This window comes from Flavobacterium fragile (assembly GCF_023634865.1).
In the GTDB taxonomy this organism is placed as follows: domain Bacteria; phylum Bacteroidota; class Bacteroidia; order Flavobacteriales; family Flavobacteriaceae; genus Flavobacterium; species Flavobacterium fragile.
In genome coordinates this window covers 351,574-372,059 of record NZ_JAMLJN010000001.1, presented here as the reverse complement: position 1 = coordinate 372,059, position 20,486 = coordinate 351,574, and the positions used below count along the sequence as shown (strand labels likewise).

Here is a 20,486-nt window from a genome sequence, read left to right as displayed (position 1 = left end):
TTATTCTAATATTTTGCAAAGATAGTGTGAAAATTATGATTACAAAAACACCCTAACCATTCGTTTCAAATTATTGAAAGAAATTCCAAACCAATCCAAAACGAATCATAAAGTCGCGGTAAGGATAATTTGGAGCCGTGTAATAGTCATAACCCGTAAAAGAAGAATTAAAATGTTCGGCTTTTAAGAAAATTCTTGTCTGCCTAATTCGTGCGTTAATGAAAAAATCTAACATCGGAAAATCACCAATTTTTGTTTCATTTTGAACATAGAATTCTCCAATAAGTGGATTGTAATCGTTAGCAAAATATTTAGTAAAATATTGCAATGTTATTCCCGTTTGGATTTGCATTGCTTTTTTAAAGACATAACCGGTGTAATACAAAGTGTTACGAGTAACGAACTGAGGAACGTTTAAAACTTGGTTGGATTGCTGTACCTCTTGATATAACAAAGTATTATCCAACGCAAAGTTGCGATACTTAAATTCTTTACTGGCTTTTAAAGAAAAATAGTTGATTGTTTGATCGTACTGAAAAGGTTTAACAGTAAGTGTTGTTAGTGTATTTTGAATATTGTCAAAATACAAATAATCATTCATAATTTTGTAAGTAGCTGAAAGATTGACCCATTTAGTTTTAGCAGAAAAATCAAACTGACTTAACTTTTCATTTTTAAAATTATTCGACCAGTTGTAATCGACATATCCACTTTGAAAAAGAGTATAATTCAAATTTGGGATACTATTTAGTTTTTGATAATTAAAACTCACGTGATTATCCTTATCAATTCGATAAGCAGCACCAACTTCTACATTAGACACTGATTGATTAGATATTGTTTGCGCAAGATTTAATTTAAAATCAACTCCATACAAACTGTAATTATAATTTCCGCCTATCATATTAATACGATCTGAAATAGCATTAGGAACTGCTATAGAACCATCGGAATTAAACACAACACTTTTATAAAAATAGTTATAATTATTATCATCTAGGAAAAATTCAAGATTACCAAAACTCTTAGTTGTATAAGCTACAGCTAATTTATTGTAAAAATGATTGTATCGAACTTTATCTTTAATATCATTAGTTAAAGTAGTACCAAATCTGCTACTCTCTGTAGGTTGCGTAAATTGAAAAAACTTGTATTCGTGATTAAATTGATGCTTGATTAATAATCCATTTGGATTTGATTTACTCAATTTAAACGAATGGTCCACAAAAAAACGATTACCTTTTAGCAGAGAGGTTGCATCAGTAAAATAAACTTTAACCCTATCACGTTGATTATAAGGTGCCTCACTAGTTTCAAATTCATTCAAATTAACAATACCACCATTTTCCTGATTTGAAATATCTTGTCCTGTAAAATGTGTATTTAAATTATATCTATTATCGATGGTGAAATAACTAGTTGTAAATCTAAAATTCCCAGAGCTCGTCAAACTGTTTACATATTTACCTAATGAACGTAAACCTTTGTAAGCAATAGAAAAATTTAAATTCGATTTTGTATTAACCGATAAAAAAGCATCTAAGGCTTGACCTTGTTCCATAACCGTTTTAAAATATAATTCAGTTAAAGGAGTAGGAACAGAATAATATTTTATATCATCTACTTGAAGGTAGTTGAAATGTTTAGCCTTAAAACCAAAATCAGGATAAAAAGTTTTATTTTGCAAACTAAAATCTAGGGTATTATATACATGACCTTCGTTTACAAAAGGTAACAAACCAAAAATATCTTTGCGTAATAAATTATACTTATACTCGCTTTGAATAGTCAAAGAAGTATCTACATATGTAGTATCTCTTTTTAGTGTGTAGATTTTATATAAATTATGTGGCGCTTTCGGAAGAATATCTTTATTAGACTTTGAAGAGAAACTTCCCAGAGTGTCATTTTTATCAGAACCTCCTCTAGGAGGACCAGCAATACCTCCATCAACTCTTCTTATTTGAGCGTTTGAGAAATAAGAAAATAAAATAAATATTAATAATAAAAATCTCATCTGAAAATTTAAAAAAACAAAAATAAGGAGATTTTATGTTAAAGACCGACATAAAATAAAAAAAAACCGAAACTAAAAGTTTCGGTTTTTAATTATTTATTCAAATGTATTATTGAATTATAAAAGTATGCTCAGCAAAAGAACCGAAGTTACCTTGTCCACTGAATAATGGAGCACCATTGTTAAGATTATTCATAGAATAATTACCAATAACAGTACTACTAGTATACATACCATCGCCATAAGCATCATAGATAACGAAAGTATATTCACCTGGAGTTAAACATTTAACAACAGAGAAAGTACTTCTTGGAGCGAAAGTTCCTAAACCAACAAAACTTCCACCTGGACCACTGAATCCACCATAATCAACTAAATTCAAATTAGAATCATATAATTCCCATGCAGTTTCATCAGGGTAGCTATCAAATTTAATAGATAGTCTAGCTCTTACTGAAGCACAAGGTCTATAAAGATTAAAAGTTGATTTAGAAGTAGTAACTCCAGTTAAAACACCATTAGTGAAAGTACCGTAAGAGGTGTTTTGGTTTAAATCAGCAGAAGGTTCTAAACTAACAACGATTTTGTTACCATCAACCAAGTTATTACCAATAACAGTAACATCATAAGTACCTTCTTTAGAACCAGCAGGGATAGTTACCGTTGCAGGAACTGTATAGTTACCAGCTGAATGGTTAGTTGAAGGATCCACAACAAGGTTGAAAGTTCTATCAACATTAGAAACATTAGTAGCTAGAATACGACCTTCAACCACAACAGTTTGTCCATCAGCAACTTCTACAGTTTGGTAATTCTCTAAACCAACATAATTAGCAGCATTATTGTCGGTTGATAAATCCTCTTCACAGCTTGCCAAAGAAAAAGTTAAGGCAAGAGCAGAAAAGAATACTATAGACTTTTTAAATATCATAATTTTCTTATTTTAAATTAGTTTTGACCTGTAATTTGTGGATTGTTATCCAATTCTAACTGTGGAATTTGGAATGACATCTCATCTGAATCGAATAAGAATGATTGACCAGCACGGAATACATGGTTAGTACCTCTTGATACTGTAGCACCATTACGTTTCATAGCTAAATAACTCTTACCTTCACCCCAGAATTCAATTCTAGTTTGACGATAGATAGCTTCTTTTAGAGCATTACCAGTTAATGGATCTACATAAGCATCAACATCAGCAGGAGAAGCTAAACGAGCAGCAAGAAATTCCTTAAGTCTAGCTTTAGCAGCAGGCTCATTATTAGATTTAGCTGCAGCTTCAGCACTCAACAAATAAAACTCATCAACACGCATGAATAAATAATCCGTCGTAATAATTTGCTGACCACCAATTGTTCTAGCAGGAGCAAAGAACTTATTGATTGGCATACGGTTAGTAGTACCTGATGTACCGAATTGAGTTCTTCTGATATCGTTTGAAGGAATTAAAGCTAACAATCCAGTATCGATAGTTTTTCTATCACCAGCCCACTGATAACTGTAAGTAAAATAATCCATTTGTCCCCACCAGTTAACTAATTGGTGACCCATTTCAGTTGTGATATCATAAGCCCACATCCAAGAAGGAGTAGCTACATCATTGAAACCAGCACCTGCACCAGGGAACGCTAATTGACCTCTTGTAGTTAAAGGATAAGCTCCTGAATTGATAATTTCATCAGCAACTACCTTTGCGTCTGGGTAATTACCCATTGCCGCATGAGTGTAAGCTAATAATCCCTTAGCAATATATTTGTTAACTTTTTGTTTGCTATCTGGAGTAAAATCATCTAACAAAGTGATTGCATCATTTAAATCACTTAAGATCAAATCATAAATTTGAGAAGCAGGAACTTTAGCAAAAGAAATATTATTAATATCACCATCTGTATATGGTAAAATTGGCATACTAGGATCATATGATCTTTGGAAAATTTGTGCCAAATAAAAATATGCATATGCTCTGTAAGCTTTTGCTTGACCTAAAATATGTCTACCGTTTGTAGTAGTTGGAACAGCATCATTACCACCAACAGAATTAATAACGTTATTTGATAATGCAATAACTTTATAATAATAACGCCAAATAATACTATTTTCCTCACGAGAAAAATCTACAGTAGAAACTAAGTTGGCAGTGTTTTCATACCAACCATAAGAGTTAGCTGATAAAGCAACATCTCCAGATAACATATCTAACCAGATATCAACACCTTTTTGACCTAAATCATAGTGTCTACCAGTACCAGCAACTCCACCAGGAGTAATTAGTAAACTTCCGATACCATTTAAGGAACCTTCCAAAAGTGCTGGATTTAAATCAAGATTATTGGCAATATCCTCACTTGTTATCACACCTGTATTTCTTACTGGATCTAAGAAATCTTCGCTACACCCAATCGAAAGGATTGATGAAGCTACTAATAAGTAAATTAAACTTCTTTTCATATATTTTTTTTTTAGAATTCAATTTTAGTACCAAAACTAATAGTAGTCATTGGAACATAAATACCAGAGTTAGAAGAACTAATTAATGTTTGTGGATTCAAACCATCTCTTCTTGAAAACATTAATAAATTATCACCTGATACATATAAATTTAATTTAGATAAATTCATTTTAGTCAAGAATGCAGCTGGAATATTGTAACCAATTCTAACGTTATTAAGTGATAAATAATCAGCTTTAGTTAAGAAACGAGAAGAAGTTGAGTTCGCATTTACGTCAGATGCAAAACCTGAAGATAATCTTGGAACATTCGTTACATCACCATACTGTTTCCAAGCATTGTGAATATCTCTGTGCCAGTTATCAGAACCAATTAAGCTACTATTATCCATTAACTGTGCATATCCGTTATCATAAACATAACCACCGATACTATAACCAAACTGAGCTGTTAAATCAAAGTTTTTGTAAGCTGCATTAAGTCTGAAAGAACCTCTTACATCTGGAATAGCTGACTTACCAGTATATTTTTGAGTAGCTTGAGAATAACTAGTAGTAGTAGTTTTCTTAACGTTAGCATCAGGATTCTGACTCATGTAAATTGTCATACTTCCAATAGGAGCATCAGCATTATCAAAAACACCATTATCATTGATGTCATTGTAATATAAATTCCACATAGCAGCTCCTGTAGCAGGATCAACACCAGCCCACTCACGCATATACCAATCGTACAATGAATGACCTTCAGACAATCTACCATCTAACACTTTTTTCTGACCGGAAATAACATCAGTTGGCATTTCTGTAATCTTATTTTTCAAAATTTCACCATTTAATCCAACAGTTAATTTTAATTCATTCGCAGATTTAGCTTTTAAAATGTGAGCAGCTACATCAAATTCTAAACCACTATTACGTAATTGACCATCATTAATTTGCATGTTGGTATATCCTGTAAATGGAGGTAAAGTTTGTGTGAAGAATAAATTATCAGTATTTTTTACATAGTAATCTACATTTACATCTAAAGTTCCATCAAATAAAGTTGATTCAAAACCAAATTGAGCAACTTTTGAAGTTTCCCAAGTTAAATCAGGATTTGCAAGGGTAGAACTTTCAGTAAATGCATAATCACCATTTGGAGTTTGCTCAATTGAAGAAATTTGCCAACCATATTGTAAACTAACACCTTGATCCCCGATTACACCATAACTTGCTTTCAATTTCAAGAAATCAATAAAGCTTAAGTTAGACATAAAATCTTCTTTAGAAATAATCCAACCTAAACCAGCTGAACCAAAAGTACCCCATTTATTGTTAATGAAACGAGAAGAACCATCTCTTCTAACAGAAGCCGTTAAATAATATTTTTGACTCAAGTTATAATTTAATTGACTGAAGTAACTATCTAAAGTCCATCTTTGAGAAAAAGAGTTAGCTCTACCATAAGGAGTTGTATACTGATCTAAATCTAAAGAGTTAGGAATTATAACTTTAGTTGCAGCTGCAGAAAATTGTTTATAAGTATTTTCAGTAGACTCATGCGCCACGAATAACTCTAAGTTATGATTGTTAAAAGATTTGTTGAAACGTAACAACTGTAAGAAGTTTTGATTTACAGTTGAACTTACAGTTTTACCTAAATAACCAAAAGCCTCAGCCCATCCACCATAAAATGGATTATTTCTACTTGAACCATCAAATTGTTGATATTGACCACTGTAACGAGTTTCAAAAGTTAAATCTTTTGTAATATCGATACCAAAATTAAAGTTACCTAATAAAGTAGTTGCATCCGTTTGAGACAAGTCATATTTAGCATCAGCAATACCATTAGTAGCATTCCAAGCTCTTCTTCCATAAGATAAAGGAGCAAGAGGACCGTCTCCATCTGGATCATACTCAGCACCATAATCGTATCTGTTACCACCAAAAATTGGGTCAGCAACTAAGTTACCATTTGGATCTCTTAAATAAACATCATAAATAGCAGGAGTAGTATTTGTTAAAGCAAAAATATTTCCTGAAGAACCTGAACTACCTTCATCACTTGAAGAGTTAGTATATCTAGCACCAGTGTAAGCCATATTACCACCCACTCTTAACCAATCTTTTGGTTTGTGCTCTAAATTAAGTCTTGCAGAGTAACGCTTATAATTAGATTTAATAGCATACCCTTGATCATCTAAATAACCAAAAGATGTACTGTATCTAGTTTTGTCATTTCCTCCACTAAATTGAACATTAGCTTCAGATCTGTAACCTGTACCAAAAGCAGCATCAGACCATTTTGTAGGAGTAAATCTTCTACTAACACCACTAGCAACTTTTCCAGTTGAAGGATCAATAAGTTGAGACCCATCAACATTCCAGATGTTATACACTGGGTTGATAGCTTCTGAAGTACTACCATATAAATTTGAATTTGCATAAGCTACTGGATCTAAATAACCCAATAATGCACCCTTAGTCTTAAGAGAACTCCAAGCAGTTTCAATATATTCTTCTGGAGAATCAATAACATCGTAGTTTGGCAACATTAAAGAGTTAACACTCGTTTTGAAATCAACAGAGATTACAGATTTACCAACTTTACCTTGTTTAGTTGTGATTAAGATTACACCATTAGCACCTCTAGAACCATAAATAGAAGTAGCAGCTGCATCTTTTAAAACCGTCATAGTTTCGATATCAGCAGGATTAATCGCACTAATATCACTACTGTAAGGAGCACCATCTACTACATACAAAGGAGCTTGGTTACCATTAACAGAACCAAAACCACGAATACGGATTGTAGCATCACTACCTGGAGCACCAGAACCAGTAATAACATTAACCCCTGCGATTTCACCTCTCAAGGCTTGAGAAACGTTAGAAACTGTTTTAGCTTCTAAATTTTCTTTAGCAACCGTTGTAGCCGTTCCTGTAAAAGCTTCTTTTGTTGTTTTAGTATAACCTACACCAATTACTTCTACCTCGGCTAATTGAGCAATATCATCTTCCAATGTAACATTGTAAGAATTTGAAGCAGCAATTTTAACCTTAGCAGTTTTCTTACTTGTGTAAGAAATTACTAAAACATCACCTTGTTTTACTTTGATAGAATATTTCCCATCAAAATCTGTTGCTGTACCACGAGTTGTACCTTCTACAACAACGTTAGCACCTGCGATTGGGCCTAATTCATCAGAAACAACCCCAGAAACAGTTTTCTCTTGCGCGAACGAAAACTGCATTGTTAACGCCACTAAAAGCGTAAAAATCCATTTGAACTTCGATCTCATATTAAATTTATTTGAGTTAGTTATTTCGCAAACTTCTTAATTATTTCTTAAATAAACAAATAATACTTCGGAATATTACTAATTTATTTTTGTTAAAGTTTTCAATTTAAAAAAACATTTTGCGAAACAATAACATGTAAATGATGAGAATAATACAAAAAGGTTGCGTCAAAAATTATATTTTTGTCAAAAAAAAGGATGCTAACTAAAAATTACAGTAATTTAATATTGGAATGTGGAACCGACGAAGCAGGTAGAGGATGTATTGCTGGCCCTGTAACAGCAGGAGCAATTATCTTCCCACCCAATATTGAAATCGCTTTACTTAACGATTCTAAACAATTAACTGAAAAAATACGATTCAGTTTAAAACCTGAAATCGAAAAACTAGCCACATCCTTTGCAGTTACTCATATTCATCCAGGTGAAATAGACGAAATAAACATTCTTAACGCCTCAATGAAAGCCATGCAAGAATGCATTTTAAAACTCAACCCCATTCCTAATTATATAATAGTAGATGGAAATAGACCTTTGAACAATAAATTAGGTATGAAACAAAAAATAGGAAAGATTTTTACTCAAGAAGAGATAGCACTCTTAAAATCAATCCCTAATACTAGCATTATCAAAGGAGATGCTAAATATTTAAGTATTGCAGCGGCTTCTGTTTTAGCTAAAACTTATCGAGATGAATACATGGATAGCATACACGAAGAATTTCCAATGTATAATTGGAATAAGAATAAGGGTTACCCAACAAAGGATCACAGAGAGGCAATTAAAAAGTATGGTCCATGCAAATACCATCGTATGAGTTTTAGACTATTACCTGAACAACTAAGTCTCGATTTGTAAATTATTTACAACTATTTAATTTAGCAAGGGTACTACAACCCTAAGGTTTGTATGGAGTATCTATTAAGTATCTATTAAGTATCCCTACTTAATCTCTATTATTTCAGCTTCGAATAGATGTTGAAAATTTTTTAGAATTTTTCCTTTTACTTCCTCTTCATCAACTGCTCTCTTTAACTCTACATGCATGGAAGTTACCGCTTTTCCCTTGATTCCACATGGGATGATGTTGTCGAAGTAGCCTAAATCGGCGTTGACGTTTAGGGCGAAGCCGTGCATGGTTACCCAACGAGAAGCACGAACTCCCATAGCGCAAATTTTTCTTGCGAATGGCGTTCCTACATCGAACCAAACTCCGGTTTCTCCTTCGCTGCGAGTTGCTTGTAAGCCGTATTCAGCTAGTGTTAGAATGATAGCTTCTTCTAAAAAGCGTAAGTACTTATGAATATCGGTAAAAAAGTTTTCTAAATCTAAAATGGGATAACCGACGATTTGTCCTGGTCCGTGGTAAGTGATGTCTCCTCCTCTATTTATTTTGTAAAAGGTTGCTCCTTTAGCTTCTAATTGTCTTTCTGAAAGTAATAAATTTGAGATATCACCGCTTTTTCCTAACGTATACACATGAGGATGCTCCACATATAAAAAATAATTTGGTGTTGGAATCGAAGTTTCCTCTCTCCTATTTTGCACTTTGATGTCTACAATTTCTTTGAATAATGCTTCTTGATAATCCCATGTATCTTTATAATCTTTATTCCCTAAATCTTGAAGTTGGACTTTTTTATTCATAGCAAACGAAATTGTGTTTTGAAAAAGTTTCGCAAAGATACGAATAGTTTACTAATTAGCCCTGACAGGAGTAACATCCTTTTTTATTTGTTGCCTTCGAGAACCTCAGGCAACAAATAAAAAAGATATAACGTATGGCAGGAACATGGAAACCAAAAAAAGCCCGAACCATTCGCTCATAAAAAAATTATCCAGCGTTCAGGTGAAAGTTGGCAGTTTTTTAATTTATAGTTACATTTGCACGCTTAAACACAATACTATGCAACTTTCGGAACAAGAAATCATTAGAAGAGACAAACTAAACGCGTTACGCGAATTAGGTATTAACCCATATCCAGCGGATTTATTTCCTGTTAATCACACTTCGAAGCAAGTAAAGGAAAATTTTGAAGAAGGCAAAAAGGTTATTTTGGCAGGTCGTTTAATGAGTGTTCGCGATCAAGGAAAAGCGGCTTTTGCTGAATTACAAGATAGTGAAGGCAGAATGCAGTTGTATTTTAATAGAGATGTTATTTGTACTGGCGAGGACAAAACACTTTACAACCAAGTTTTTAGAAAATTAACTGATTTAGGCGATTTTATAGGTATTGAAGGTGAGTTATTTACTACGAAAGTTGGTGCTCAATGTGTCAATGTAACCGATTTTAAAATATTAAGTAAAACTTTAAAACCGCTTCCATTACCAAAAACAGATGAAACTGGAAAAGTGTATGATGCCTTTACCGATCCCGAATTGCGTTACCGTATGCGTTATGTAGATTTAGTTGTAAATCCGCAAGTGAAAGAAGTTTTCATTAAAAGAACAAAATTGTTCAACGCTATGAGAACGTTTTTCAACGAAGCAGGCTATATGGAAGTGGAAACACCCGTTTTACAATCGATCCCTGGGGGAGCGGCTGCGCGTCCGTTTATTACACACCATAATAGTTTGGATATTCCTTTGTACATGCGAATTGCTAACGAATTGTATTTAAAAAGATTAATCGTTGGTGGTTTTGATGGTGTTTACGAATTTTCGAAAAACTTCCGTAACGAAGGAATGGACAGAACGCACAATCCAGAATTTACTGCTATGGAAATTTATGTAGCTTATAAAGACTACAACTGGATGATGGAAATGACTGAAAATTTATTAGAATATTGTGCTTTACAAGTAAATGGAACTACAAAAGCTACTTTTGGAGAACACGAAGTAGATTTTAAAGCGCCTTATGCTAGAGTTACGATGACCGATGCTATCAAACAATTCACAGGCTTTGATATTACTGGAAAATCAGAAGAAGAATTGCGCGAAGCAGCAAAATCTATGGGAATCGAAGTGAACGACACCATGGGTAAAGGAAAATTGATTGATGAAATTTTTGGTGAGAAATGTGAAGGCAACTTCATCCAACCAACTTTCATTACGGATTATCCAAAAGAAATGTCGCCTTTGTGTAAATCGCACCGAGATAATCCTGAATTAACTGAGCGTTTTGAATTGATGGTTTGTGGAAAAGAAATCGCAAATGCCTATTCAGAGCTTAACGATCCTATAGACCAAAGAGAGCGTTTTGAAGTTCAGATGGCTTTAGCCGAAAAAGGAGATGATGAAGCCAATGGAATTATCGACGAAGATTTCTTAAGAGCTTTAGAATATGGAATGCCTCCAACCTCTGGCTTAGGAATTGGAATGGATCGTTTGATTATGTTCTTAACGAATAATCCATCGATACAAGAAGTGTTATTCTTCCCACAAATGCGACCAGAGAAAAAAGGCCCAGAATTAACAGAGGATGAAAAACACATTATTGAAATTTTGAAAGCTAACGAAGGTATTTCGATTGGAGATTTAAAAATAAAATCGGAATTAAGCGGAAAAAAATGGGATGCTGCTAGCAAAGCGTTAAGCAAAAATGGCTTGATACGAGTAGTAGTTGATGGCGAACACAAAATTGCCGAATATTTAGGGAAATAAAAAAATGGAACTCAAATGAGTTCCATTTTTTTATCTGCTTCAATTAAACTTTTTTATATTTACAAAGTCTTATATACAAGAAAACATAAAAATCTATACATTATGAAAAAACTTATCTTATTTGTAGCACTTATCTTAAGTAGCTTAACTTTTGCACAAAACAGAAAAGGTGGCGAAATGAGTCCTGACCAACTTGCAGAGCTCCAAACTAAAAGATTAACTTTTGATTTAGACTTAAATAGCAATCAGCAAAAAGAAGTTAAAGCTATTATTTTGGACCAAGCGAAAAAAAGGGAAGCTTTAAAAACTGAAATGAAAGCCAAACGAGAAAAAGGCGAAAGTTTATCTGCTGATGAGCGTTATGAGAAACAAATCGAAAGATTAGATGATCAAATTGAATTAAAAGCTAAACTGAAAAAAGTTTTAACTCCTGAACAAATGAAAAAATGGGAAGCAAAACAAAATGAGCGAAAAGAAAAAGTAGCTAAAATGAAAAGAAAAGCAGAAATTCAAGAATAACAAAAATTAATTCCTTATGTTTTTTTTGTTTTATTAATAAATTTAATTTAGTTTTGAAACAGAAAAATATAAAAATTTCAAAATGAAAAAATTATTTACTTTATTTATTTTATTCTTTGCTTTTACGACTTCAGTATTTGCACAAGATAAAAACATTGAAGAAAAAGCTAAATCGGAAAGTATTGAATTATCTCAATCTTTACAACTAGATGGTGAAAAGACTGCTAAAGTCTATGATATTTTGCTTCACAAACATAAATCTTTAACTCAATTAAACCTTAATGAAGAAGGCAAAAATGAATTGAGATTAAGAATTAGAAAAGAAATTAAATCACTTTTAAGTCAATCTGAAATGGTATTGTTAGAAAAGAACTCAAGTGTTTTTAATAAAGTAACTAAAATATAAAAAAAAGTCCCGAATTATTCGGGACTTTTTTTTTATAACTCTTTTGCTGTTTCTCCTACAGCCTGAATTGTAAAATCCAAATCTTCATAGGTTAAGGCATCGGTTATAAACCAAGTTTCATATGCCGAAGGGGCTATATACACCCCGCGTTTTAACAAACCGTGGAAGAATTTTTTGAAGGTATCATTATCTCCATTTTTAGCTGTTGCAAAATCATAGACTGGATTTGCATCAAAATGAACCGAGATCATAGAACCTACTCTATTCTTTGTAAACACAACATTAGCTTCGGTTAAAACTCTATGAATTCCTTTCTCTAAGTAGGCTGTCTTTTCATCTAATCGTGTAAAGATTTCATTATCAGCGTTCAAAGCTTTAAGCATTTCAAGTCCTGCCGCCATTGCTAATGGATTTCCAGACAAAGTACCTGCTTGATAAACTGGTCCAATTGGTGCTAAATAATTCATAATTTCTTCTCTTGCAGCAAAAGCGCCCACAGGAAGACCTCCACCAATTACTTTTCCAAAACACACAATATCGGCCTGAATACCATATAATTCTTGAGCCCCCCCTTTGGCCAATCTGAAGCCCGTCATCACCTCATCAAAAATTAATAATGTTTCATTTTCGGTACACAGCTGTCTTAATGCTCCTAAAAAACCTTTTACAGGAGGAATACAACCCATATTTCCTGCTACTGGCTCAATAATAACGGCCGCTATTTGTCCTTTATTTGCTTCAAAAAGAGCCTTAACATTATCAATATCATTGTAAGCAGCCAACAAAGTATCTTTAGCTGTACCTTCAGTTACGCCAGGAGAATTTGGCACACCAAACGTACTTAAACCACTTCCTGCGGCAATTAAAAACGAATCCGAATGACCGTGGTAGCATCCTGAAAATTTAATGATTTTATCTCGTTTAGTAAATCCTCTAGCCAAACGAATGGCGCTCATACAAGCTTCTGTACCCGAATTTACAAAACGGATTTTATCAATATTAGGAACCATAGAAACTGCTAACTGAGCAATTTGAGTTTCCAATTCTGTAGGCATACCAAAAGAAGTTCCTTTTTTTGCTTTTTCAACTACTGCATTTACCACAGGCTCGTAGGCGTGACCTAGGATCATAGGTCCCCAAGAATTGATATAATCGATTAAACGATTTCCATCTTCATCATATAAATAGGCACCTTTCGCTTCTTTCACAAAAATAGGAGTACCTCCTACTCCTTTAAATGCTCTCACGGGTGAATTAACCCCCCCTGGAATTACCTTATTTGCCTCAACAAATAATTCACTACTTCTTTTATATAACATTACTTTATTTTGATTTGTTGCCCTATAGAAATGGCATTATCTGACATATTATTTAACTTTTTTAAGTCTTCAACTGTAAGATTGAATCTTTTAGATAGAGAATACAAAGTATCCCCTTGTTGAATGGTATAGTAATCACTACCTTGAGCTAAAACAACCTCTTTTTTCGTAGGCATGAAGTTTCGGCTCAACACTTCATTATCATATTTATACAGTTCAAAACGCTCAATTAGTCCAATTAACTTATCCGGATATTTAACATCGGTAGCGTACCCTGCTGCTTTTAACCCTTTAGCCCAAGACTCATAATCGCCTCTGTCTAATTTGAACAAATTGGAATAACGAGGTCGAGAAGTTAAAAATAATGAATGATCACGATATGACTCAGCGGGATGCTCGTATTTTCTAAAACATTCTTGTTCTGCATCGTCGTCATGACGCACACTATCACCTTGCCATCCTGTATGGCATTTTATTCCAAAATGATTGTTAGCAGATTGAGCCAATTTACCTTTACCCGCTCCCGATTCTAAAATTCCTTGTGCTAAAGTTATACTGGCTGGAATCCCATGAGATTTCATGTTGTTTTTGGCAATTTCTTTAAAATTTTCAATGTATAATTGAATTTCCTCAGCATATGTCTTAACATTTGAAGTTGCCTCCAGGCTTACTATAGATGGTGTTTTCGAATTAGTATTTGTTTTATTTGTTTGAACTACAGGTTGCTTTTTTTGCACCTCTTTATGTTTTCCAGAAGTTCTTACAATAGATTTTGAACTCGTACAACTCACTACCGAAAGCGCTAATAAAAAAACAATAATCCTAATTTTCATCATATTGAATTAATTCTTTATTTTTATTTTTTAGAGCAAAATTCATGCCTTTAATTCCTTGTAAACCTCCGGTATGAATCATTAAAATTTTAGAATTTGGTAAAAAATAATCTTGATTGATTAAATCCATCACACCAAATACCATTTTTCCAGTGTAAACTGGGTCTAACGGGATTTTAGTTTCTTGATAGAAAGAATTAAGAAACGATACTAATGCTTCATTTATTTTACCATAACCACCGAAATGATAATGATCGTTTACCGTCCAATTGGTTTTATTTACAAAATTACGAATAACATCAGACAAAAAAGCACCTTTTAATGAAGAAAATCCAATTATTTGTTGTTTTTCTGTTGAAGAGTTAATGATTCCAGAAATTGTTCCCCCTGTTCCTACTGCCCCTACTACATGTGTAAAATAGGACTTATCTGATGCTGTTAAAATTTCCTCACATCCTTTAATCGCAAGTTCATTTGTGCCTCCTTCAGGAATCAAATAAAAATCACCAAACTTTTCTTTAAGCTGTTCAATTAACGCTTTGTTTTCTTTATCTCGATAAAGAGTTCGACTTATAAAATAAAATTTCATTCCTAATTCATAAGCTTTTAACAAGGTAGGATTTTCGGTGATTTTATTCTCTAATTCTTCACCTCTTATAACTCCAATTGTTTGAAAACCATATTCTATTCCAGCACCTGCAACCGCTAAAATATGATTTGAGAAAGCACCTCCAAACGTCAGCAAAGTATTATAATTCAACTTGTTTGCTTGCTCTAAATTGTATTTTAACTTTCTGTATTTATTACCTGATATTATTGGATGCAAAAAATCTTCTCTTTTGATAAAAAGTTCAATATTATTCTTAAGATTGATATTTATTTTTTGGTTGGTAGATTCCATAAAAAAGCAGCTATAAAGCTGCCCAAATTTAAAAATACTTTATTTATTTTCGATAATTATTTTTTTGATGAGTTTTAGATTATCTCGAGTATCTAATTTAACTACATACAAACCATTACTATAAGCAGATGTAGAAAATTCATATTGAGTAGCCTTACCCATATTTTGTTTTTTCAAAACCAATTTACCTGTTATATCATACAATTCAAAGTTTACAATATCTTTAGATTCTGGATTGTAAATCTTTAAACTATTAATACTGTTCTCTTGAATGATGGTAAACACATCCCCTAGCACTTCCGTTGGATTACTTAAGATTGTATTTGTAAACGTTATTTCGAATCTATTTCTATCGTTAGAAGCAGGTAAAGTTATATCAAAATAATTATTTTTAATATCATAAAAAATACCTGTTGATTTATCTAGAAGGTAAACATTTTGATTGGGGTCAAAATTAAACGACTCTTTTACTTGAAGTTTAAAATTTGTCGTTGCGTTACATCTAAAAGCTACTGGAATCCTTTTATTTACATCGAATCTTACAGCAGCAACAACATATTCGTGAGGATCGTCTGGAATTACAAAATAAAAATCCTCAACTATACCAGAAGAAGAAATAGCATCTGCTCCGTAATCAACTCCATCAGTAGCTGTATCAAAAAAAGTTAAAGTGGTGGGTCTAACACTACTATCATTGAAAAGAGCATTTATTCTTAAATAAGAAATAGATAAGTCTTCAGTTTCAACTTCATTCGAAGCAACATTATTTCTTGAAGAATTAAAGTTGTTTCTAGCAAATTCAGAGTTATTGGAAGCTCCTTCTTTGACGTATCTTCTAAAGGAATTTTTCATTGTTATAACTCCATTAGCCTTACCTCTAACCATGAAACCCTGTCCAACAGGCGCATATCTTCTTTTGATATCTGTTCCAATTACGCCAGTAGGAACACCTGGAGTTCCTGAAGAATTATAATGAAGAAATACAGCTCGTGTGTAAACATTTGTAACAGGCGTATAAACCCCATACCCTCCTTCATATTGCGAAATATAATGAGAATTAACCTCAGCTTGCTCCCAAAAATAAGCAGGACCATCAATTACACTTGCATTAGAAGCATCCATAAGATACGCATTTAAATCAACTGCACTTGGATATGGATTACCAACTAGTGTTAGATTTCCATCAGCAATAGGCACACTTATGTCACCATCATTTGGTTTACCTCTAAAATCATAACGTTGTTTACTACCAGGATTGTTTTGGATGTTTTCCTCTAGTTGAGCTATCGTTGAATCTGTACCTGCAGTACCTTTCATTGTAAAACCTTCTCCTGGATTAATGTTAGTTGTGCTTCCCACAAATATCCATTGAGCATAAGCATTAGATTGGATAAACTTCCAAATCCAGTTGGGCGCTATGGATAAAGGGTTTGCAACTCCGTTGCGATTGCTTTGCGGTAAAATAATTGCTGGAGTGCTCGTTCGAAGTCCTGTAGGTTGGTGAAGCATTGTAATTCCAAATGATTCATTACCTGGTGTTGCAGAGGCGTTTCCTACAGGCGAACACCAATAGTTATACTGGTAATTATTTACTGTTCCTTCTTGAAAAACAGACAACTTACCTCCTCCTTTGTTTGTACTTGTTCCTGATGTTCCTTGTAAAAGTTGAGAATTATTTCTCAAATAAAAATCACCATTTGTTTGTAAATTTACGTCCTGGGTTACAAATACAAATTGATTGTTTACGAAGACATAACTATTTTGACTCACATACAATTGAGAGAATATGGATGTAAAACTTAGACAGCTTAAAATAAACAATAAACTTCTTTTCATGAGAGTGTGTATAAAGTTGATTATCAAATATAATCAATTTCGTTTAAAAAAAACAGTTAATTTGTTACTATTAATTGAGAAAAACATCATTTTAAGCTAGTCTTAAGATTTATATCTTTTATTAAATCAAATGACAAAAGAAAAAAAAGAAAATAAATTACGCTTATTCACATAATCTAAATCTTGCTCAAATTGATACGCCTCACGTTCAAAAGAAATATTTTGGTAAGCCTTAGCTTTGTCTCGAAATTGAATTAGGCGAAAAACAAACTCCAGACCGTACCACACAAAAAAGAAAACTACCAATAATTCCAGCTGTTGTTTGATATGAATTCTCTCATGATTTAATAAAACAGCATTGGTTTTATCTTTTTTATTTAATAAAAAGACAAAAGGAAAAAGGGTTAGACCCCGAAAACCCTTGGGAACTAAATATTTAAAAACTATAACTATCATTTCATACAAAGTTGCTAAATTTGCCTTTATGAATCATGATTTAAATCCAAATAATTTAAAAGAAGGCGAAGATTTCTATTACACCCCTGAAGGCTACAAGTGCTTTACGGAAAAATACCATTTAAAAAGAGGGTATTGTTGTAAAAGCGGTTGTCGTCATTGCCCTTATGGCTTTGACAAAAAAACAGGAACTTTAAAAAAGTAATCCGTATTTAGTAACAGTACCTAGTTAAAAAAAATACAATAGTACAATATATAAAAAAAATGACATTTCAAGAACAAATATTAGAGGGAATTCCATCGGTTTTACCAAATCCAAAACCATTTGAAGTTGATATTAATCACGCTCCAAAACGAAAAGAAATTCTTTCAGAAGAAGAAAAAAAATTAGCCTTAAAAAATGCCTTACGTTATTTTGATCCAGAACATCATGCAACTTTAATTCCAGAATTCAAGGAAGAATTGGAAACCTATGGTAGAATTTACATGTATCGTTTGCGTCCTGAATATAAAATGTATGCACGTCCTATCTCAGAATATCCTGGAAAAAGTGAACAAGCGAAAGCGATAATGCTGATGATTCAAAATAACTTAGATTATGCTGTTGCACAACATCCACATGAATTAATTACGTATGGTGGAAATGGTGCTGTTTTTCAAAATTGGGCACAGTATCGCCTCACTATGAAATATTTGGCCGAAATGACAGACGAGCAAACATTAGTGATGTATTCTGGTCATCCCATGGGATTGTTTCCTTCTCATAAAGAAGCACCAAGAGTGGTCGTTACCAACGGTATGGTTATCCCGAATTACTCCAAACCCGACGATTGGGAAAAAATGAATGCCCTAGGTGTTTCGCAATACGGACAAATGACTGCAGGAAGTTACATGTACATTGGTCCACAAGGTATTGTTCACGGAACTACCATTACGGTTTTAAATGGTTTTAGAAAAATTAAAAAATCACCTAAAGGAGGATTATTTGTAACTTCTGGATTGGGAGGAATGAGTGGTGCTCAGCCAAAAGCTGGAAATATTGCGGGCTGTGTTACCGTTTGTGCTGAAGTCAATCCAAAAATCACTAAAATCCGTCATGAACAAGGATGGATAAATGAAATCATTAATACCATTGACGAATTAGTTCCAAGAGTTAAAAAAGCGTTAGAAAACCAAGAAGTAGTTTCTATTGCTTACTTAGGCAACATAGTGGATGTATGGGAGCGTTTCGATCAAGAAAATTTACTTATTGATTTGGGTTCCGATCAAACATCGTTACACAATCCTTGGGCGGGTGGTTATTATCCTATCGGTTTTACTTTTGAAGAGTCAAATGAAATGATGGCTAACGAACCAGAGCGCTTTAAGGAAGAAGTTAGAAAAACACTTCGTCGACATGCTGCAGCCATCAACAAACACACAGCAAAAGGCACTTATTTCTTTGATTATGGAAATGCCTTTTTATTAGAATCTTCAAGAGCTGGAGCTGATGTTATGAGTGATCATCCAACATTAGGTAGAGAATTTAAATATCCGAGTTATGTGCAAGACATTATGGGACCGATGTGTTTTGATTATGGATTTGGACCATTCCGATGGGTTTGTGCTTCAGGTAATCCAGAAGATTTAGCGAAAACCGACAAAATTGCTTGCGATGTTTTAGAAGAAATGATGAAAAACTCACCAGAGGAAATTCAACAACAAATGGCCGATAATATTCAGTGGATTAAAGGTGCGCAAGAAAACAAATTAGTGGTTGGTTCTCAAGCCAGAATACTTTACGCCGATGCTGAAGGCCGAATTAAAATTGCAGAAGCCTTCAATCAAGCGATTGCTCGTGGAGAAATTGGTTATGTTATTTTAGGTCGCGACCATCATGATGTTTCTGGAACCGATTCTCCATACAGAGAAACCTCAAATATTTATGATGGCTCTAGATTTACTGCTGATATGGCAATTCACAATGTGATTGGTGATAGTTTCCGTGGTGCTACTTGGGTTTCTATCCACAACGGAGGTGGCGTAGGCTGGGGCGAAGTAATAAACGGTGGATTTGGTATGGTTCTTGATGGAACTAAAGAAGCATCAAGACGCTTAGAGTCAATGCTTTTCTGGGATGTCAACAACGGAATTTCAAGAAGGAGTTGGGCAAGAAATGAAGGTGCTATTTTTGCTATAAAAAGAGCCATGGAGACGCAACCTTTATTAAAAGTTACCATCCCTAACATAGTAGACGAATCATTACTGTAATCAAAAATCAAATGATTCGTATATACATCGAATTCATTAAAACTATATATTATGAAAACATTAAAATTACTTTCAATAGTATTCATAGCTACTCTTGCTTCTTGTAGTTCAGTAAGAGTCAATGCAGACTATGATAAAAAAGCCAATTTCAATAGTTACACCACCTATGCTTTTCTAAAAAACGGTATAGACAAGGTTGAAATTTCAGATTTAGACAAAAAAAGGATTTTATATTCGATTGATGAAGTGATGGCCTCTAAAGGTTTTTCAAAATCAGAAAATCCAGATGTTTTGATTAGTATTTTTACGAAAGAAAGAGAGCGCGTAGATATTTATCAAAATTACGGTTTTGGTTGGGGTTGGAATCCTTATTGGGGCATTGGTTACACTAATGTAACTACCACTCCAGAAGGCACCCTTTTTATTGACATTATCGATGCTAAAACAAAAGAATTAGTCTGGCAAGGAGAAGGAAGTGGTTATTTAACTAATAACACAGAAAAAAAAGATGCTCGAATTAAAGAATTTGTTTCCAAAATTTTAGAGCAATATCCTCCTCAAAAATAAATTTAAAAAGGTGTAAATTAGAATTTACACCTTTTTT

Annotated in this window: 17 protein-coding genes; 7 read left to right on the top strand and 10 right to left on the bottom strand. The window is 33.3% G+C overall.

Annotated features, from left to right (window positions below; all coding sequences use genetic code 11):
* Positions 1–70 precede the first annotated feature (70 nt).
* The 4 genes from NAT47_RS01740 to NAT47_RS01725 form a co-directional block, all read right to left on the bottom strand.
* The gene (locus tag NAT47_RS01740; protein WP_250579724.1) at positions 71–2,017 is read right to left on the bottom strand and encodes a putative porin; all 1,947 of its coding nucleotides are present in this window, start codon (positions 2,015–2,017) and stop codon (positions 71–73) included.
* A gap of 109 nt (positions 2,018–2,126) precedes the next feature.
* Positions 2,127–2,948 (bottom strand): hypothetical protein, encoded by an 822-nt coding sequence (locus NAT47_RS01735; protein ID WP_250579722.1) that lies wholly within the window; start codon positions 2,946–2,948, stop codon positions 2,127–2,129.
* Positions 2,949–2,965: 17 nt separating this feature from the next.
* The gene (locus NAT47_RS01730) at positions 2,966–4,468 is read right to left on the bottom strand and encodes a RagB/SusD family nutrient uptake outer membrane protein (protein WP_250579719.1); all 1,503 of its coding nucleotides are present in this window, start codon (positions 4,466–4,468) and stop codon (positions 2,966–2,968) included.
* Between the two features lie 11 nt (positions 4,469–4,479).
* Positions 4,480–7,758: a SusC/RagA family TonB-linked outer membrane protein gene (locus NAT47_RS01725; protein ID WP_250579718.1), complete on the bottom strand. Its 3,279-nt coding sequence runs from the start codon at positions 7,756–7,758 to the stop codon at positions 4,480–4,482.
* A gap of 198 nt (positions 7,759–7,956) precedes the next feature.
* On the opposite strand from NAT47_RS01725, the gene NAT47_RS01720 reads away from it, so the two are divergent.
* Positions 7,957–8,616 carry a ribonuclease HII gene (locus tag NAT47_RS01720; protein ID WP_250579959.1) on the top strand — a complete coding sequence of 220 codons (660 nt, stop codon included), beginning with the start codon at positions 7,957–7,959 and terminating at the stop codon, positions 8,614–8,616.
* A gap of 84 nt (positions 8,617–8,700) precedes the next feature.
* Here the strand turns inward: NAT47_RS01720 and lipB are convergent, their stop codons facing one another.
* Positions 8,701–9,405: a lipoyl(octanoyl) transferase LipB gene (gene lipB, locus NAT47_RS01715; protein WP_250579716.1), complete on the bottom strand. Its 705-nt coding sequence runs from the start codon at positions 9,403–9,405 to the stop codon at positions 8,701–8,703.
* A gap of 259 nt (positions 9,406–9,664) precedes the next feature.
* Between lipB and lysS the strand changes: the two genes are divergently transcribed.
* From lysS to NAT47_RS01700, 3 genes are all read left to right on the top strand, one after another.
* Positions 9,665–11,362, top strand: a complete 1,698-nt coding sequence (gene lysS / locus NAT47_RS01710; protein ID WP_250579714.1) for a lysine--tRNA ligase — start codon at positions 9,665–9,667, stop codon at positions 11,360–11,362.
* A gap of 102 nt (positions 11,363–11,464) precedes the next feature.
* A complete protein-coding gene (locus NAT47_RS01705; RefSeq protein ID WP_250579712.1) occupies positions 11,465–11,881 on the top strand; it encodes a periplasmic heavy metal sensor in 417 nt (138 codons plus the stop codon).
* 82 nt (positions 11,882–11,963) lie between these two features.
* Positions 11,964–12,287: a hypothetical protein gene (locus tag NAT47_RS01700; RefSeq protein WP_250579711.1), complete on the top strand. Its 324-nt coding sequence runs from the start codon at positions 11,964–11,966 to the stop codon at positions 12,285–12,287.
* 32 nt (positions 12,288–12,319) lie between these two features.
* Here the strand turns inward: NAT47_RS01700 and hemL are convergent, their stop codons facing one another.
* The 5 genes from hemL to NAT47_RS01675 all read right to left on the bottom strand — a co-directional run bounded on the left by hemL (position 12,320) and on the right by NAT47_RS01675 (position 17,632).
* Positions 12,320–13,606, bottom strand: a complete 1,287-nt coding sequence (hemL, locus tag NAT47_RS01695; RefSeq protein WP_250579709.1) for a glutamate-1-semialdehyde 2,1-aminomutase — start codon at positions 13,604–13,606, stop codon at positions 12,320–12,322.
* Complete coding sequence (locus NAT47_RS01690; RefSeq protein WP_250579707.1) at positions 13,606–14,442, bottom strand: glucosaminidase domain-containing protein; 837 nt, start codon at positions 14,440–14,442, stop codon at positions 13,606–13,608. Before NAT47_RS01690 ends, hemL begins: the two co-directional genes overlap by 1 nt.
* Positions 14,429–15,340 (bottom strand): 1-aminocyclopropane-1-carboxylate deaminase/D-cysteine desulfhydrase, encoded by a 912-nt coding sequence (locus NAT47_RS01685; RefSeq protein ID WP_250579705.1) that lies wholly within the window; start codon positions 15,338–15,340, stop codon positions 14,429–14,431. The genes NAT47_RS01690 and NAT47_RS01685 overlap by 14 nt, the downstream gene beginning before the upstream one ends.
* Before the next feature lie 39 nt (positions 15,341–15,379).
* Entirely contained in the window at positions 15,380–17,176 is a 1,797-nt protein-coding gene (locus NAT47_RS01680; RefSeq protein ID WP_250579703.1) for a T9SS type A sorting domain-containing protein, read from the bottom strand.
* Positions 17,177–17,302: 126 nt separating this feature from the next.
* On the bottom strand, positions 17,303–17,632 hold the full coding sequence (locus NAT47_RS01675; protein WP_250579702.1) for a hypothetical protein: 330 nt from the start codon (positions 17,630–17,632) through the stop codon (positions 17,303–17,305).
* Between the two features lie 28 nt (positions 17,633–17,660).
* Here NAT47_RS01675 and NAT47_RS01670 point away from each other — a divergent pair, with 28 nt between their 5' ends.
* From NAT47_RS01670 to NAT47_RS01660, 3 genes are read left to right on the top strand one after another with little or no spacing between them, the layout of a single operon-like run.
* A complete protein-coding gene (locus NAT47_RS01670; RefSeq protein WP_250579701.1) occupies positions 17,661–17,837 on the top strand; it encodes a DUF5522 domain-containing protein in 177 nt (58 codons plus the stop codon).
* A 59-nt stretch (positions 17,838–17,896) separates the two neighbouring features.
* A complete protein-coding gene (locus tag NAT47_RS01665) occupies positions 17,897–19,882 on the top strand; it encodes a urocanate hydratase (RefSeq protein ID WP_250579700.1) in 1,986 nt (661 codons plus the stop codon).
* 51 nt (positions 19,883–19,933) lie between these two features.
* Entirely contained in the window at positions 19,934–20,449 is a 516-nt protein-coding gene (locus NAT47_RS01660; RefSeq protein ID WP_250579698.1) for a DUF4136 domain-containing protein, read from the top strand.
* The last annotated feature ends 37 nt before the right edge of the window (positions 20,450–20,486 follow it).

Bases quoted from the DNA above. Each gene is read 5' to 3' on its own strand.
- NAT47_RS01685 (WP_250579705.1), bottom strand. From the start codon at position 15,340: ATGGAATCTACCAACCAAAAAATAAATATCAATCTTAAGAATAATATT.
- lipB (WP_250579716.1), bottom strand. From the start codon at position 9,405: ATGAATAAAAAAGTCCAACTTCAAGATTTAGGGAATAAAGATTATAAA.
- NAT47_RS01730 (WP_250579719.1), bottom strand. From the start codon at position 4,468: ATGAAAAGAAGTTTAATTTACTTATTAGTAGCTTCATCAATCCTTTCG.
- NAT47_RS01665 (WP_250579700.1), top strand. From the start codon at position 17,897: ATGACATTTCAAGAACAAATATTAGAGGGAATTCCATCGGTTTTACCA.
- NAT47_RS01700 (WP_250579711.1), top strand. From the start codon at position 11,964: ATGAAAAAATTATTTACTTTATTTATTTTATTCTTTGCTTTTACGACT.
- lysS (WP_250579714.1), top strand. From the start codon at position 9,665: ATGCAACTTTCGGAACAAGAAATCATTAGAAGAGACAAACTAAACGCG.
- NAT47_RS01705 (WP_250579712.1), top strand. From the start codon at position 11,465: ATGAAAAAACTTATCTTATTTGTAGCACTTATCTTAAGTAGCTTAACT.
- NAT47_RS01735 (WP_250579722.1), bottom strand. From the start codon at position 2,948: ATGATATTTAAAAAGTCTATAGTATTCTTTTCTGCTCTTGCCTTAACT.
- NAT47_RS01680 (WP_250579703.1), bottom strand. From the start codon at position 17,176: ATGAAAAGAAGTTTATTGTTTATTTTAAGCTGTCTAAGTTTTACATCC.
- NAT47_RS01675 (WP_250579702.1), bottom strand. From the start codon at position 17,632: ATGATAGTTATAGTTTTTAAATATTTAGTTCCCAAGGGTTTTCGGGGT.
- hemL (WP_250579709.1), bottom strand. From the start codon at position 13,606: ATGTTATATAAAAGAAGTAGTGAATTATTTGTTGAGGCAAATAAGGTA.
- NAT47_RS01740 (WP_250579724.1), bottom strand. From the start codon at position 2,017: ATGAGATTTTTATTATTAATATTTATTTTATTTTCTTATTTCTCAAAC.
- NAT47_RS01725 (WP_250579718.1), bottom strand. From the start codon at position 7,758: ATGAGATCGAAGTTCAAATGGATTTTTACGCTTTTAGTGGCGTTAACA.
- NAT47_RS01670 (WP_250579701.1), top strand. From the start codon at position 17,661: ATGAATCATGATTTAAATCCAAATAATTTAAAAGAAGGCGAAGATTTC.
- NAT47_RS01720 (WP_250579959.1), top strand. From the start codon at position 7,957: ATGCTAACTAAAAATTACAGTAATTTAATATTGGAATGTGGAACCGAC.
- NAT47_RS01690 (WP_250579707.1), bottom strand. From the start codon at position 14,442: ATGATGAAAATTAGGATTATTGTTTTTTTATTAGCGCTTTCGGTAGTG.
- NAT47_RS01660 (WP_250579698.1), top strand. From the start codon at position 19,934: ATGAAAACATTAAAATTACTTTCAATAGTATTCATAGCTACTCTTGCT.